The sequence below is a fragment of the Arcicella gelida genome (assembly GCF_034931025.1).
Lineage (GTDB): Bacteria > Bacteroidota > Bacteroidia > Cytophagales > Spirosomataceae > Arcicella > Arcicella gelida.
Genome location: NZ_JAYGIL010000021.1, coordinates 1 through 15,549, shown reverse-complemented (window position 1 = coordinate 15,549; position 15,549 = coordinate 1). Strand labels below are relative to the sequence as shown.

The 15,549-nt window shown below is 34.3% G+C and carries 15 protein-coding genes; 9 read left to right on the top strand and 6 right to left on the bottom strand.

Annotated features, from left to right (window positions below; all coding sequences use genetic code 11):
• Positions 1-4: 4 nt before the first annotated feature.
• From VB776_RS15940 to VB776_RS15915, 6 genes are all read right to left on the bottom strand, one after another.
• Positions 5-946 (bottom strand): phosphoribosylaminoimidazolesuccinocarboxamide synthase, encoded by a 942-nt coding sequence (locus VB776_RS15940; RefSeq protein ID WP_323697769.1) that lies wholly within the window; start codon positions 944-946, stop codon positions 5-7.
• Between the two features lie 84 nt (positions 947-1,030).
• Positions 1,031-2,212: an acetyl-CoA C-acyltransferase gene (locus VB776_RS15935; RefSeq protein ID WP_323697768.1), complete on the bottom strand. Its 1,182-nt coding sequence runs from the start codon at positions 2,210-2,212 to the stop codon at positions 1,031-1,033.
• An 11-nt stretch (positions 2,213-2,223) separates the two neighbouring features.
• Positions 2,224-2,913, bottom strand: coding sequence for a tetratricopeptide repeat protein (locus VB776_RS15930; RefSeq protein WP_323697766.1), 690 nt, complete (start codon positions 2,911-2,913; stop codon positions 2,224-2,226).
• 101 nt (positions 2,914-3,014) lie between these two features.
• Positions 3,015-3,974 carry a vWA domain-containing protein gene (locus tag VB776_RS15925; RefSeq protein WP_323697765.1) on the bottom strand — a complete coding sequence of 320 codons (960 nt, stop codon included), beginning with the start codon at positions 3,972-3,974 and terminating at the stop codon, positions 3,015-3,017.
• Positions 3,975-4,000: 26 nt separating this feature from the next.
• Entirely contained in the window at positions 4,001-4,768 is a 768-nt protein-coding gene (locus VB776_RS15920; protein ID WP_323697764.1) for a CDP-alcohol phosphatidyltransferase family protein, read from the bottom strand.
• A 172-nt stretch (positions 4,769-4,940) separates the two neighbouring features.
• Entirely contained in the window at positions 4,941-5,600 is a 660-nt protein-coding gene (locus VB776_RS15915; protein ID WP_323697762.1) for a hypothetical protein, read from the bottom strand.
• 180 nt (positions 5,601-5,780) lie between these two features.
• Here VB776_RS15915 and VB776_RS15910 point away from each other — a divergent pair, with 180 nt between their 5' ends.
• The 9 genes from VB776_RS15910 (at position 5,781) to VB776_RS15870 (ending at position 14,938) form a co-directional block, all read left to right on the top strand.
• Positions 5,781-6,698, top strand: coding sequence for an RluA family pseudouridine synthase (locus tag VB776_RS15910; RefSeq protein ID WP_323697761.1), 918 nt, complete (start codon positions 5,781-5,783; stop codon positions 6,696-6,698).
• Between the two features lie 606 nt (positions 6,699-7,304).
• Positions 7,305-7,550: a hypothetical protein gene (locus VB776_RS15905; RefSeq protein WP_323697760.1), complete on the top strand. Its 246-nt coding sequence runs from the start codon at positions 7,305-7,307 to the stop codon at positions 7,548-7,550.
• A gap of 76 nt (positions 7,551-7,626) precedes the next feature.
• A complete protein-coding gene (locus VB776_RS15900; protein WP_323697759.1) occupies positions 7,627-8,199 on the top strand; it encodes a hypothetical protein in 573 nt (190 codons plus the stop codon).
• Between the two features lie 317 nt (positions 8,200-8,516).
• The gene (locus VB776_RS15895) at positions 8,517-11,501 is read left to right on the top strand and encodes a glycoside hydrolase family 2 protein (RefSeq protein WP_323697758.1); all 2,985 of its coding nucleotides are present in this window, start codon (positions 8,517-8,519) and stop codon (positions 11,499-11,501) included.
• Positions 11,502-11,513: 12 nt separating this feature from the next.
• The gene (locus VB776_RS15890; RefSeq protein ID WP_323697756.1) at positions 11,514-11,828 is read left to right on the top strand and encodes a hypothetical protein; all 315 of its coding nucleotides are present in this window, start codon (positions 11,514-11,516) and stop codon (positions 11,826-11,828) included.
• Positions 11,825-12,517, top strand: coding sequence for a hypothetical protein (locus tag VB776_RS15885; protein ID WP_323697754.1), 693 nt, complete (start codon positions 11,825-11,827; stop codon positions 12,515-12,517). The genes VB776_RS15890 and VB776_RS15885 overlap by 4 nt, the downstream gene beginning before the upstream one ends.
• The gene (locus tag VB776_RS15880; protein WP_323697752.1) at positions 12,514-12,909 is read left to right on the top strand and encodes a hypothetical protein; all 396 of its coding nucleotides are present in this window, start codon (positions 12,514-12,516) and stop codon (positions 12,907-12,909) included. The genes VB776_RS15885 and VB776_RS15880 overlap by 4 nt, the downstream gene beginning before the upstream one ends.
• A 56-nt stretch (positions 12,910-12,965) precedes the next feature.
• Positions 12,966-14,273, top strand: a complete 1,308-nt coding sequence (locus VB776_RS15875) for a DUF5018 domain-containing protein (protein ID WP_323697750.1) — start codon at positions 12,966-12,968, stop codon at positions 14,271-14,273.
• A 137-nt stretch (positions 14,274-14,410) separates the two neighbouring features.
• Positions 14,411-14,938, top strand: a complete 528-nt coding sequence (locus tag VB776_RS15870) for a DinB family protein (protein WP_323697748.1) — start codon at positions 14,411-14,413, stop codon at positions 14,936-14,938.
• Positions 14,939-15,549: the final 611 nt, after the last annotated feature.

The following is a 15,549-nucleotide window of genomic DNA, read 5'->3' as shown; positions in this document are numbered from 1 at the left end:
CTTCCTACAAAGACTTTAAATAACTGTTTACGTTTTCTTCAACTCTAGCCAAAATATTTTCGGAATTATCTTTCACAAATTTTTTGCCTGTTACTTGTTCAAAAAGCTCGATATAACGTTCAGAAACTTGATTAACCCATTCATCAGTCATTTCAGGAATAACTTGTCCGTCTTTACCTTGAAAACCATTTGCAATCAACCATTCACGAACAAATTCTTTTGAAAGTTGTTTTTGTGATTCATTATTGTTTTGGCGTTCTTGGTATCCATCAGCATAAAAATAGCGAGAAGAATCTGGCGTATGGATTTCATCAATCAAAGTGATTTGTCCATCTTTATTACCAAATTCATATTTTGTATCTACTAAAATCAAACCTTGTTCGGCAGCCATTTCAGTACCTTTTGCAAAAAGTGCCAATGTGTATTGCTCTAGTTGAACATATTCTGCTTCAGAGACTAATCCTTTTGCAAGGATTTCTTCTCTTGAAATATCTTCATCGTGACCTTCGTGTGCTTTGGTTGTTGGCGTAATAATTGGCGTAGGCAATTTGTCATTTTCCTTCAAACCTTCTGGTAAAGTTACTCCGCATAAAGTGCGTAAGCCAGCTTTATAAGTACGCCAAGCATGACCCGCCAAATAGCCTCTTACAACCATTTCTACAGGGTATGTTTCACATTTTAAGCCAACACTTACATTTGGGTCTGGCGTAGCAACAAGCCAGTTGGGAACTACATCTCTGGTTGCATTCAGAAAGTGTTCAGCGATTTGATTTAATACTTGACCTTTAAATGGAATTGCTCTAGGTAAAACTACATCAAATGCTGAAATTCTGTCAGAGGCAACCATCACCAAAAGATTTTCAAAAGAATATACATCACGCACTTTTCCTTTGTAAAAATTTGTTTGGTTTGGAAAATTAAAATTTGTGTTTTTAATTACGTTCATTATGTTGTTTTGCGATTTTAATCACGCTTATTTAATGCTTTTTAGTGAAATAATTTCTGCAAAATTACCACAAACTTTCAGAGATTACATCCTTTCAATCACAATAGCAGATGCTCCTCCGCCACCATTACAAATACCAGCGGCTCCGTATCTTGCTCCTTTTTGTTTTAAAATATAAATTAAAGAAGTAACAATTCTAGCTCCGGATGCTCCAAGTGGATGCCCCAAAGCTACTGCACCACCGTGTACATTTACTTTTTTATGTGGAATATCCAATATTTTTTCAAAAGCCAAAGGTACAACAGCAAATGCTTCGTTTACTTCATAATAATCAATTTCTTCTTTGATTAAATTAGCCATTTTGATTGCTTTTGGCAAAGCTACTGTTGGCGTTGTTGTAAAGAATTCTGGTTCTTGTTCAGCATCTGCCATACCGATAATTTTAGCAATTGGCAACAACCCTAATTTATCAGCCTTCTTTTTAGACATTAATACCAAGGCAGAAGCACCATCATTTAGATTTGATGAGCTTGCAGCTGTAACTGTTCCTCTTTTTTCAAAAGCTGGTTTTAAATCTGGAATTTTCTCAAACTTTACTTTTTTGAATTCTTCATCTTCAGTAATAAGCATACTTCCTTGTTTGGTTTTTACTTCTACTGGAACAATTTCGCCTGCAAATGAACCGCTTTCAGCGGCTGCTGCAGCACGTTTGTAAGAATCAATGGTATAGCTATCTTGTGCTTCACGGCTTATTCCGTATTTACGAGCGGTTCTATCGGCAAAAAAGCCCATTGAGCAGTTTTCATAAACATCTGTTAAACCATCTTTTTCTAGTCCGTCGATAAAACTTGATGAGCCAAATTTATAACCGAATCTTGCATTTGGAACATAAAATGGTGCGTTTGACATACTCTCCATTCCGCCTGCTACTACAATATCTGAAATCCCAAGCATGATACTTTGAGCTGCCAACATAATTGCTTTTGCCCCTGAAGCACAAACTTTATTGATTGTTGTGCATTTTGCTTGAGGTGATAAACCAGCACCTAAAGCTGCTTGGCGAGCAGGTGCTTGCCCCAAATTGGCGGAAATAACATTACCCATTAATACTTCTTCCACGCTCTCAGGCTTAATTTTTGCTTTTTCAACAGCAGCTTTGATAGCGATACTTCCTAATTGAGTAGCCGATAGGCTAGATAATGCTCCTCCGAAACTTCCAATCGGCGTTCTAACTGCCGAAATGATATAAACTTCCTGTGTATTCATAAATGCGGTTCTTACCAGTTTTGCTTTGTTATTGTTTTATTGGGGTTTTTGGTGACTTTCTGACGTTGCTGAATATATTGGATTTCACTACTTTTCATAGCGTCCAATATGGTTTTGGCTTTGTCCACTGTTAAGCCATAGTTTTTTAATGTTTTAAGTAACTCTTGTTGGTTTTCATTTTTTGCTACTTCAGCATTTTCCTGAGGAGGAGGTTTAGGAGGCGTTTTTTGACTGCTTGGCGGCGGTGCTTTAGGTGGCTCTTGCTTAGGTTTGAATTTTCTTTTCAATAATTCATAATTAAACCTAGCGATATTGTTTTCGGGCATCATCACTAAAGCTTGCTTGAAAAGTGTCAATGCTTTAGCAGTGTCTTGCTGATTACAAAATATTAAACCCAATTGTACTAAAGTAGTTGAAGTTAATTTAGCTTCTTTTAGTCCACTTAATCGAGCATATATTTGGCGGGCAGCAAGTGTGTCTTTGGCCTCAAAAAGAGCATGTGCATAATTTAAAGATACTTCTGGAGGTGTAAAAATAGATTGTTTTGATAAAATAAGATACTGGTTTGCCGCTTCACGATAATTACCTTTCCTGAATGCAATTAATGCCTCGATTTTTGCTCGATTTCTATTGTTTACTTTTGAAAAAGAGCCATTATCAAGTATCCAAAGAAAAATATATAAGACAAATTGATTTAACAAAGTTGATTAATATTTAGTGATTTTTAAAATTTGACAAATTAAAATTAATCAATAATATAATTTTTTTCGTTATTTAATTTTCAAAATGTGCTATTCTAACACTATAACTGAAAGGTTCGCACCGTGAAAAAAACATCAATCCCGAGCAAAAATAATGCAATGATTAGAAAATAAAAATATTTATTTACAGCAACATTAATTTGCTGATTACTTGAAATTGTACTTGTAATTTGGTTTATTTCAGTAATTAACGCTGTTAAACTATTAGATATGTTGCTAATTTCTAAGTATTTACCTTTTGCTTCGTTTGTTATTTTCTTCAATAAAACGTTGTCTAATTTGGTGATAACAACATTTCCATCACTGTCTTTTTTAAAGGTATTTTCTTCTTTGATTGATGAACCTTCGGGCGTTCCGATGCCCACAGAGAAGAAATTGATGCCATTTTGCTTGATTTGCCCAACGATATTTCTATCGTATTCGTCTGCAAATTCACCATCACTTATCAAGACAATTACTTTTGATTTATTCTTTGATTTAGATTTTTGGAAGCGATTATGCGCTAATTCAAGTGCTGGATTAATCTGTGAACCTCCGCCTGTTAACAAATTAGTATTGATTTTCGGAACAAACAGACTGATAGCATTTCTATCAAAAGTAAGCGGCGATAATAAAATAGCTTCGTCTGAAAATACAATAATACCAATTCTATCATTCGGAAATTGATTAATTACTCTATTAATCTCAAACTTGGCTTTTTCAATTCTACTGGGCTGAATATCTGTAGCGTCCATTGATTTTGAAACATCTACTAGAAAAAAGATTTCTCTACTTACTGCTTTTGTGGCTTCGTTCAATTCACCAAACGATGGATCTAACAAAGCTAACAACATTAAGCCAAAATAGATGGTTCTTAGAAAGAATTTTAAAATACTTGAGCGTGCTGTGGTTTTAAGTCGTTTGGCAATCCAAAAAACTCGTCCCAAATAAATTAAGTACAGTATAAGAAAAATAGCGATAAACCAATATTCAGTTTTCCCTAAGGCTGAGGTTAAATTCATCTTTCTGAGGAAGTAAAATATGATGTTTACTTCACAAGTAATTTTCTGATTAAAATTACAAATAAACCGAAAATACTGTACCAAGCAAAGAAAGGCAATATCATTTCGGTTAATCCTAAGCAAAGTAAACTACAAATGATGAGTAATTGGAAACCCAATCCGAGTAATGATAATAAACTCATAAACCATTTCGGAAATTGCCTAACAAAAAGAGCAGGTTTGTCGAGTGCTAACACTAAAGCATCAAAAACTACATACAAACACAAAAAAAGAGCATGTAAAACATTGGCTATTTTCTGGTTTTCGTAGTGATAACTGATTGGTTTCCTAAACTCAAGAATACGACTTGTCTCATCATTGTTCAAGCGTCTCCTCAAAATTACATAATAATAGTTATAAATAGAACATTGAAATTCAATCCCGAAAAAGGCTAGTAAAAAAGTAAGCTTAGAGGAAGTTTCGATATTGAGAATACTTAGTAGAATAAGCAGATTAATGATAAAATCAAAAATAGAATCTAAATATCGCCCAATAATAGAAGGATGTTTGGTGATTCTGGCGATTTCGCCATCTACTGCATCCAAAATATTTTTGAGCATCAAGAACAAAGCCGCTAATACAAAATGATGTGTTTGAATACAATAAACACAGGCAATGCCAGCCAAAAAGAAAGTAAAAGTTACTTGGATAGCATTTACTTTTAACCTTGATAAATGAAGGGCAAGAAAACTGGCAATAGGTCGTCCGTAATCAGAGAAGTCAATAAATTTATCGTTAATAGAAAGTTTTGGCATTATGAAGTTGAAAATGTTGAATAGATAATTTAATAAATAGGTAGAAATTAACCGTCCTTGTATAACTCGTTTTCAAGTTCTTTGTTATCAAATGTTTGTATTAAAATAGAAACGCCTCTATTTTCGAACAAAATAGAGGCGTTTCTACTGCAATTTATTTCAAATAATTATGCTACAGTTTTTCATAATAAGCCAAAACATTGGCTACATCACTCCATTCCTTAATTTTAATGTTTTCCTTTTTGAAATATTCTTCCAATTGACTTGATTTATCACTCAAAATAGCAAGAATAGCCTTTTTATCTTTTTTAACTTTTACCATTGTACCATCAGTTTTATAAAGATAGTAATAAGTATTATGTAAGAATTTCTTGATTTTAGTCGCCGAATTATAAGGCTTTTCTTCATACATCACTGCATTTTTGAAACATAATAATTTCAGTTTTCCATCATGTAAAACTTCGTAAAAACTATTATTACTTTGTCCGTCGATGGCAGGAAAACCTTTTCTAAACGTTGCGTTGATGAGCGTAAATTCATCAAAAGGATTGGTTAAAATAAAAGCTTGGTCGTTTCTTTGAAATTCAAGTTCTCCCGATGCCATATTGTATCTCAAAGCATTATAATTGATTACAGCACCATTTTTCAGCTTAATACTTCCGACTGTCCACTGTTCGGGTAAATATGGATTTCCTTCTATTTCAACATAATTGTTTGAAAGAATAGGTTTTCCGTTGACGTCTTGTAGCACACTACCAGCGTTGCTCATTCCCTGAGTATAGCCTGATATTACATTGATAGATAGTAAGAGGATAAAAAATATTTTTTTCATTTCGTTGTTGATTTTTTCTTTTAACGATTAAACATAGTAAAATATTCAATTGGATACAAGTTTAACACTGGCTTTCAAACGGTGCTTGGTTGAGATTATTGAAAATAAACTTCTATTTTTTGTACCTTTGCAAAACCAAATGAGATTAACTTTTGGAAAACAGTAAACAGTGTTGACAAGATGAAAGAAACGGATAGAAGAGTTAGTGAACGAAATCCAAAAGATACCAAAAAAGCAGAAGTGCATTTTGACGTAAGCGAACCTGCTGAATTAATGACTTTTTTATTGGATAAAATGCCACATAAAAGCCGTCATAATATAAAGTCTTATTTAAGAGATAAACAAGTATTGGTTGATAATAAAGCTGAAACTCAGTATAATTATAAGTTAAGAGTAGGGCAGACCGTGAATATTAAAAGTTCTAAAGCTCCTGAAATTCAGAAGTACAAAGGACTGACGATTATTTACGAAGACCAATATTTAATCATTATTGAAAAACAAGAAGGTTTTCTTTCTATCGCTACCGAAAAACAAAAACTGTACAACGCTTACAGTACTTTGAGCGACCACGTAAAGAAACAAGACCCAGCCAACAGAATCTTTGTAGTACATCGCCTCGACCGTGAAACTTCTGGTTTGATGATGTTTGCCAAAAGTGAAAGAATACAAAAACTTTTGCAAGAATCTTGGAATGAAACCATTCAACAACGTACATACTTGGCAGTGGTGGAAGGAAATATCGAATATCCGCTCGGAACGGTTCGTTCTTATTTAGTAGAAAGTAAGGCTTTAACAGTGTATTCTACTTCAAATCCAGCTTTAGGAAAAGAAGCCATCACACATTATGATACCATTGATGCGACGGAATTTAATACTTTAGTAAAAGTAAATTTAGAGACAGGACGTAAAAACCAAATCAGAGTACACATGAAAGACATTGGTCATCCGATTGTGGGCGATGAAAAGTACGGTGCTAAAACCGACCCGATTGGTCGTTTGGGGCTACATGCTTGGGTACTCTCATTTGTACATCCAATTACGGATGAAGAAATGTACTTTGAAACAACAGTTCCTAAAAAGTTTTTGAGTTTGTTCTAGCCATTGACAGTTATAGGTTATCAGAAAGCCATTAACTGTTCAGTATAAAATCTTATCATCATCCTTTTCTCGTTTTGAGAAAGGGATTTTTTTTGAAATAAATAATCTTCTTCTTTTTTTATTTCAAGTATTACTTTATGTTTGTGAAAAGCTAAACATGGTTGTGCACCAGCGATATAACACCGAAAAACCACTCCTTAGCTTCCTGATTTGTTATCCTTTTTATTAATTAGATTTTATAAAAACCATTAATCACAATTGATGTCATCAGAGAGATGTAAAGTGATTCCCGAGAGATATTTTGTGTCATCGAAGAGATGCAAAGTGATTCCTGAGAGATATTTTATGTCATCGAAGAGATGTAAAGTGATTCCCGAGAGATGTTTTATGTCATCGAAGAGATGTAAAGTGATTCCCGAGAGATATTTTGTGTCATCGAAGAGATGTAAAGTGATTCCTGAGAGATGTTTTGTGTCATCGAAGACATATTTTTGTGATTCTCTCTCTTGACGTAGTGAAAAACATTACGCCAAGAAAGAGATTTAACCTTTTTAGTGCTGTTCTACTTGTCTTTCTGAACAAGAGGAAGAGACTAATTTTATCTTCATGCCAAAAATTAAATGTAATTGTGGAAATATAATTGGACTTGGAGATATTCCAAGCCCTAATCAATGGCTTGTTATAGCTGATGAAGAATATGACCAACTTTTTAATTCAGAATTAGTTAGCCCTGATGCGGTTTATTCTGAAATGAAAATTGTCGTAGAATGTAAAAAATGTAAAAGATTGATGTTTTACCTAAATGGCTTTGATGAAATGCCTATCATCTACAGCAGAGAAACTCCAATTTAATACATGAGATACTTTACTAAGTAATGCGAAAAACCTTAAATACCAACACCGTAAACAATTTAACAAAACATATAAAATGAAATTCTTTCTTACACTAAAACATTGGCAATTTTTTGTATTTGCATGCGTCCTTCCTTTTTTCATTGACTTAACATCATTCATAAATTATACCATTGGTGCGATTTATGTCTTTCCAATGATGATGTTACTTTTTATGTTCTTTTTCTTTGGCTGGTTGTACGCAGTAGGAACAAATCTTTATCCAAAGCTACCTGCAAAAGCTAAAATGAGCCTAACAAGATTTAAGATTTTCCTGTTCTTTCCTGTTTTTTACATTCTGGCAATATCAGTATTTTTAGTGGTCAGTATGATCCCCTTCTCTACAAGTGGTGGTCCAATTGAACCTTGGATTTTTTTACTAATACTTCCCTTACATTTATTTTCAATGTTTTGTGTTTTTTACTGCTTTTATTTTATCGCAAAAGCATTAAAATCAGTGGAAACACAAGCACTAGCAACGTCCAGTGATTATTTAGGTAATTTTTTATTGATATGGTTTTTTCCAATAGGCATTTGGGTAATCCAGCCAAGAATCAACAAACTTTTTGATGAATCTGATAAAGGAGAAATAGTAGAGGAGGTTTATTGATTTTATGGGTAGAGCAACAAGGGCGGAATTGCTCAGTAGTACGAGTTTTCAACTCGTAATGTTTTTTCAAGAGTTGAAAACTCGTGCTACTGAGCAATCCAGAACTGGAAAAGCCGAAAAATGGCAGTGTTTCAACAGGCTGGATTCGAAGTAACAAATAGTAGGAAAAACAAAAGCTATACTTATTAGCAAAGTACGATTGAGAACTTTGAGTAAAACTGTACATGATAACACTTTATGCTCAGGTGATGATTTATTAACTGCGTAGGTAATTAATAGCTTGTCATTCAAAAGATTTAAACAATAAAGCTCTCAAAATGAATTATATCTTCTGTTTAAGAAGAAGTGGTGTAGCCGCACTGCTTTGCTTCTTATTCTGTTCGGCTATTGCCCAGCAGAACCCTAATCCTAGAATTAAATACAATTTTAATCCATCTTGGAAAATGTTTGTGGGGGATGATTCTCTAGCTTCACAAATCGCATTTAATGATGCTGGATGGAAACCCGTTACTTTACCTCGTGCTTTTAATGAGGACGAAGCCTTTAAAGTTTCTATCGAAAAACATTCAACTGGAATTATCTGTTACAGAAAACACTTTAAGATTGATGCTAATCAGAAAGGAAAGAAAATTTTCTTAGAATTTGAAGGCGTTAGACAAGCAGGTGAGTTTTTCCTAAACGGTAAGCCAATTGGGCTTAGTGAAAACGGAGCGATGGCTTTTGGTTTCGATATCAGTAATGAAGTAAAGTTCGGTGAAGAAAATGTAATTGCTGCAAGAATTGATAACGCTTGGAATTATCATGAAAAAGCTACTAAAAGTGGCTTTCAATGGAATGATAAAAATTTTAATGCTAATTATGGAGGTATCACCAAGAATGTTTATTTGCATATTGCCGATAAATTATACCAAACTTTGCCTTTGTATTCAAACTTAAAATCGACAGGAGTATATGTTTATGCCAAAGATTTTAACATTCCTCAAAAATCTGCGACTGTCATAGCGGAAGCAGAAATAAAGAATGAATACGCTGACGCAAAGACATTTCAATACTCAGCTTATGTAGAAGATGCCGTAACTGGAAAAAGAATTAGTACAAATTTCAACCCTATTACCATTACTTTACAAGCCAACGAAAGCCAAATTGTCAAAACAGCATCGTTTATCAAAAATTTGAATTTCTGGAGTTGGGGTTATGGCTATTTATATAATGTATATACTACCGTTAGTCTCAATAATCGAGTAATTGATGTAGTAAAAACTACCACAGGATTTAGAAAAACTGCTTTCGAAAACGGTGCTTTAACCTTGAATGATAGAGTACTTCATTTAAAAGGCTATGCCCAAAGAACCAGTAATGAATGGCCAGCCATTGGTGCTTCTGTACCTGCTTGGTTGAGTGATTACAGTAATCAATTAATGGTAGAAAGTAATGCCAATTTGGTAAGATGGATGCACATCAGTCCTTGGAAACAGGATGTTGAAAGTTGTGATAGAGTAGGGCTCATTCAAGCCATGCCAGCGGGTGATTCTGAAAAGGATGTTGAAGGTAGAAGATGGGAGCAACGCAAAGAAGTAATGCGTGATGCCATTATTTATAATCGAAACAACCCAAGTATTATCTTTTATGAATCGGGCAATAACCAAATTAGCGACCAACACATGAAAGAAATGAAAACTATCAGAAATATGTACGATGCTCATGGCGGTAGAGCAATCGGTAGCAGAAATATGCTAGCCAGTAAAGAAGCTGAATATGGTGGAGAAATGCTTTATATCAACAAAAGTGCATCAAAACCGATGTGGCAAATGGAGTATAGTCGTGATGAAGCTTTACGAAAATATTGGGATGAATTTTCGCCACCCTATCACAAAGAAGGTGAAGGACCAACTCACAATGGGCAAGATGCAAGTACATACAACCGTAATCAGGATACTCAGGCAATAGAAAACATAACTCGTTGGTTCGAATATTGGAAAGAAAGACCGGGAACAGGCAAGCGAGTTAATGGCGGAGGCGTAAACATTATTTTTTCAGAAAGTAATACCCATCACCGTGGAGCAGAAAACTTTAGAAGGAGTGGAGAAGTAGATGCTCTTCGTATTATTAAAGATGGTTTTTATGCACATCAAATTATGTGGGATGGTTGGGTTGATGTAGAAAAACCACGTATCCACATCATTGGTCACTGGAATTATAAAGAAGGAGTTTCTAAAAATATTTCTGTAATGTCGAGTGCAGACAAAGTAGAATTATTTCTCAACGGTAAGTCACTAGGTTTTGGCGAACAAAGTAATCGCTTCCTTTATACTTTCAAAAATGTTACTTGGAAAGCAGGAACAATCTCAGCCATTGGTTATGATGCAAAAGGCAAAAAACTTTGTGAAACCAAACACGAAACTGCTGGTGAACCTTTTGCTGTTAAGTTAAGTCAAATTAATCCAGCAAAATCATTATTTGCGAATGGTGCAGATTTAGCTTTGATAGAAGTAGAAGTTGTGGATGCAAAGGGCAATCGTTGTCCGACAGCTTTGAATGAAATCCAATTCTCTTTAACTGGTGAAGCAGAATGGAGAGGAGGTATGGCACAAGGACCAGACAATTATATTTTATCAAAAACATTGCCAGTAGAATGTGGCGTAAACCGTTTCTTAATTCGTTCGACGCTTACTGCTGGGAATATTGTTGTTAATGCCAATGCAAATGGATTGAAAGAAGGAAGTATTTCTTTAAAATCTATTCCTTTTGAAGTAAAAGATGGCTTGGCTTTACAGTTGCCGTCTTATGGTTTGGTGTCGAATTTATCAAGAGGAGCAACGCCTTCCTCTCCTTCATTTACGGTTACTAGAAAAGCACTAACAATTATAAATGCTACTGCTGGGGCAAATCAAGAGAAAGCCAATGCTAGTTATGATGATAACGAAGCAAGTGATTGGGTAAACGATGGCAAGTTGGCTACTGCTTGGATTGAATATGAAATCGCAAATACCAGTAACATCAATGAAGTAACCTTGAAACTTAATAATTTCAGAACAAGAACTTATCCAATCAGTATTTCAATTGATGGAAAAGAAGCTTTTAAAGGAAACACTACTCGTAACTTGGGTTATTTTACAGCGAATTTCAAAGCCATTGCTGGTAAGAAAATAAAAATAGCACTAGCCGACCAAGTAGAAATTCAAGATGATAACAGCAAAGAAGTAAATGGTAAAAAACTAGATGATGGAGTAGCCAGAAAAGAAGCTGATACAAAAGGAAGCTTAGCGATTATTGAGGCTGAGATATATTCTCCCGTTAAATAAAAGATTAAAATTTTGAATAAAGTAGAATTAAGTAGCATAAAATGCTTGAGGTATTACTTCAAGCATTTTTGTTTTTCGCCTTTGTTAGTTTATCTTCAACTTCTCTTGTTCTCCAAAGATAGAAAGACACTATTAAGCTGGCAAGTTGCTGTCGCAAGGCTTGTTGGTCTTGGCGACCCCGTGAAAACACCAATAAAGGCGGAAACTAATGTGCAATTTGACTTACTACAAACTCAAATTATTAAACCTCAACAATTCTATAAAATTTGGAGTGTTGATGGATTCGGTAAAGCAATAGATAACTTACAAAATATTACTCCAAAATGACAAACAAGACACTTTTCAAGAAAAAATGCCGTAAATACTTCTCCTTTTTTGAAGAAGTGGAAGGCTTCGAAGCTTTGGTTCATGAAAATGGTATCATCTATACAAAAATAAAAGAGGAAGTACTCACAACAGCTTTTTTGTTTTTTGATACTTACCATAGCCCATTTAAAATCAGTAGCTTGTGGTTTGAAAAAAAAATCCCATTGATAGAAAAGATAGTTCAAGAAATAGTAGAGAAGAAGCATGATATGGAGCAACATACTATCAGAACTCATTTCGTAAGCTCAACTAAAAGCTCTCCTTTTTTGGCACTTCCGAAAGAAATGCTCAATGTTGCAAATGAAGTAATAGTACAACAAGAGTCTGACATTGAGGCGGCTGCGACTATCATCAAAGAATACTTTTATAGTAAAGAGATACAAGAATTTTTGAGCTTAACTATCGAAGACCTTAATCAACAATTATTGGAATGTGAAGATTTGAATACATATTATGCAAACATTTTTTGTCCTGATGGTAATGGATACTTACGCACATATATAGTTGCTAAATACTTTAATAATCAGCGAGTTTTCGATTGGTTTAATAGTTTAATATTGCCATGGTTGAAAAATAATGAAGATGAATACTGGCATAAAAAAAATGATCAAATAGAAAAAGTAAATCAACTATTTAATTCGAAAAAATGAACAAGACAGGATTTGTATGTACCCATGTTTATGGGAGTGAGAAAGAGTTAGTAACCGATTTTTTCGGAGCAGATTTTGATGAAGATTGTGTAGAAATCATCTTTCAAACAAATGGTGCAGTAGTACTGGTAGAAGAAGAAGATTTAGACAGTATAGATACCACTAAAGATGGGCAAACCATTATTATTTTTAGAGTGTATGAAACTTCGATGGCTTTTAGTATATCATGCTATAAAGATGGAAAAATGCTTTATGAAATGTCAAGCCATGATGGGCAAGCCTTTATTCAGGAAGGGAATTTGGGTAGTCTGCAAGATAGAGAATTAGAAACCAGTAGTCTCTTTAGTAAAATATTGGAAGATACAGGTATTGACGTTTGGGAGGTTTTGTGAAAATATGCTAATAATGCTTGAATAATAACCTTAAAACCAGAAATTTTAGCACAACCATGAAATCAACTTTCACCAAAATCATCCTTTTCTACCTGCCTATTATGCTATTATTAATGGCTTGTAATGAAGAAATTATTATCTCAAAAAGTTCTGAAAGGAAAATTACTAAATTTAGCTTTTCGGGCTTAACACCTGTGGTTGATGCTACTATTGATGAAGCCAATAAAAAAATCATAGCTGTTGTGCCTGCTACGGTTGATATTAGTAAACTAGTACCAACAGTTGTAGTATCGTTAAAAGCAAAGCTTTCACCAGAAACTGGTAAAGCACAGGATTTCAGTAATGAAGTTACTTATACCGTTACAGCGGATGATGGTTCTACGACTACTTATAAAGTACAGGTAAGCCGAACTAAATTATCAGCAAAAGATATTTTAAGTTTTTCATTCAATGATTTTTCACCAGCAGTCGTTGCCAAAATAGATAATACTACCAAAACTATTACAGCAAGCGTACCTAATACGGCAGATTTATCAAAACTAAAACCCAATATCACCGTTTCAGAACGAGCGAAAGTGACACCTACTTCTGGTAGCGTCTTAGATTTTTCTAAGCCAGTCAGCTTTACCGTCACCGCCGAAGACGGTAGTACACAGATTTACACGGCTACGATTACTAAACAAGCACCCGTATCAACCAGTACTTTACCAACCTCTATTACTTACATTCCCAATCCGTTAAGAGCCAGTGTGAAGTCAACTATTAAATTTACTTGGGAAAAAGGCGTATTAATGAAAACAGTTGAAAACAATGGGACTTGGATTGTAGAGAAAACCTTTAAGAGAGATAAAAATGGCTTGATTACAGAAATTGAGACCAAATATGATGATGGAACGGTGTCGTCAGATACTTATACTTATAATGCAAGGGAAATGGCTATTATCGCAGGAAGAACGAGATATACTTATAACGATAATGGTTTCTTAATCCAAAGCCTTACTTCTGGAGGTAATTTTGGCTCAGATTCATTTGTAAACATAAAATGGGATACTCAATATAATGTTGCTAGCGAGACATACGATGGTTCATTATTGAATACTATTACTTCATTTTCCAACGTAAAGAATCCACTTTGGGAGATAACCAAACAAACACAATTTTTATTAATAGATACTTATAACTACAATACAACATTATTGTATTTAGGAGAGACGTTACCATTTTATTGGTCTTTAAAATATAGTTCAGACGCACAGACAAGAGCAGATATTACTCCAACCTTGGATTCACAAGGGAGAATTACAAGAATTGTAGTAAATCAAGGATATGCACTTGCACAGGATATGTCTATTAGTTATGAGTAAGGAATAATAACAATAATATGATTGAGACTATCAACTATCCTTGATAAAATAAAATATTCTGCTGATTACAGAATTATCTGGAGATATTTTTACAAATTAGTTTAGTAATTTCATTCAGCTTTAAAACTAACATTAACATGAAAAAAATTAAGTTATTACTATCGTTATTATTTGCCTTTTGTGCGTTTCAATCAGTAATTGCACAGTTGAACGAAGATTTAGTGAAGGATTGGGAAAGAGCTAAAGCTTATACCAAAGAGTATTTAGATGCCATGCCTGAGAGTGGTTATTCATTAAAACCAACGCCTGAAATGCGTTCTTTTGCAGAACAAATGCTTCACCTGACAGATGCCAATTATACTTTTACTTCGGCTGTTACAGGTGAAAAAAGTCCAGTAGGAATGGGTGCATCTGAAAAATCAACAGACAAATCCAAAGAAAATGTAACGAAGCTAGTACTGGCAAGTTATGATTATGTGATTGATGGTATTAAGAAAATGACGCCTGAAAAAATGAATGAAAACGTTAAACTTTTTGGTCGTTTCGAGATGACAAAAGCAGCAGCTTTGAACAAAAATTTTGAACATCAAACACATCATAGAGGACAAACAACTGTTTACATTCGTTTAGCAGGTGCAAAACCACCGCAAGAAAAATTATTCTAATGATGGTTTTGACGAGATAAATAATGACAATTTTATCTCGTGACATCAAGACAAAAGCAGATAAAGTAACAGCAATAAATAGTATGCTAATATAATCTCAATTGATTCAGATTGCATAGACCTAAATCAACTCAAAACGCTTGAAGAAAACCTTCAAGCGTTTTTTATGTTTAAAAGTGGTCTTGTAGTTCACTCGGAGTGGTCTTGTAGTTCACTCGGAGTGGTCTTGTAGTTCACTCGGAGTGGTCTTGTAGTTCATTCGGAGTGGTCTTTAGTTCACTTGAAGTGGTCTTATAGTTCACTTAGAGTGGTCTTTAGTTCACTTGAAGTGGTCTTATAGTTCACTTGAAGTGGTCTTATAGTTCACTTAGAGTGGTCTTTAGTTCACTCTGAGCGGTCTTGTAGTTCACTTAGAGTGGTCTTTAGTTCACTTGGAGTGGTCTTATAGTTCACTTGAAGTGGTCTTTAGTTCACTTAGAGCTATTATAATTTGGCACCCTCCCCTTAGTTGTGTAAGTTTTGTTGGGGCTTTGATTTTTTAAAAAATCAAAGCCCCAACAAAAAACTTTAAATAACTTAGCAACAATAATTGTCATTTTTATGGATAAGTC

Excerpts from the sequence above, each read along its gene's own strand:
- VB776_RS15940 (WP_323697769.1), bottom strand. The coding sequence starts at position 946 with ATGAACGTAATTAAAAACACAAATTTTAATTTTCCAAACCAAACAAAT.
- VB776_RS15935 (WP_323697768.1), bottom strand. The coding sequence starts at position 2,212 with ATGAATACACAGGAAGTTTATATCATTTCGGCAGTTAGAACGCCGATT.
- VB776_RS15925 (WP_323697765.1), bottom strand. The coding sequence starts at position 3,974 with ATGAATTTAACCTCAGCCTTAGGGAAAACTGAATATTGGTTTATCGCT.
- VB776_RS15920 (WP_323697764.1), bottom strand. The coding sequence starts at position 4,768 with ATGCCAAAACTTTCTATTAACGATAAATTTATTGACTTCTCTGATTAC.
- VB776_RS15915 (WP_323697762.1), bottom strand. The coding sequence starts at position 5,600 with ATGAAAAAAATATTTTTTATCCTCTTACTATCTATCAATGTAATATCA.
- VB776_RS15910 (WP_323697761.1), top strand. The coding sequence starts at position 5,781 with ATGAAAGAAACGGATAGAAGAGTTAGTGAACGAAATCCAAAAGATACC.
- VB776_RS15905 (WP_323697760.1), top strand. The coding sequence starts at position 7,305 with ATGCCAAAAATTAAATGTAATTGTGGAAATATAATTGGACTTGGAGAT.
- VB776_RS15900 (WP_323697759.1), top strand. The coding sequence starts at position 7,627 with ATGAAATTCTTTCTTACACTAAAACATTGGCAATTTTTTGTATTTGCA.
- VB776_RS15895 (WP_323697758.1), top strand. The coding sequence starts at position 8,517 with ATGAATTATATCTTCTGTTTAAGAAGAAGTGGTGTAGCCGCACTGCTT.
- VB776_RS15885 (WP_323697754.1), top strand. The coding sequence starts at position 11,825 with ATGACAAACAAGACACTTTTCAAGAAAAAATGCCGTAAATACTTCTCC.
- VB776_RS15880 (WP_323697752.1), top strand. The coding sequence starts at position 12,514 with ATGAACAAGACAGGATTTGTATGTACCCATGTTTATGGGAGTGAGAAA.
- VB776_RS15875 (WP_323697750.1), top strand. The coding sequence starts at position 12,966 with ATGAAATCAACTTTCACCAAAATCATCCTTTTCTACCTGCCTATTATG.
- VB776_RS15870 (WP_323697748.1), top strand. The coding sequence starts at position 14,411 with ATGAAAAAAATTAAGTTATTACTATCGTTATTATTTGCCTTTTGTGCG.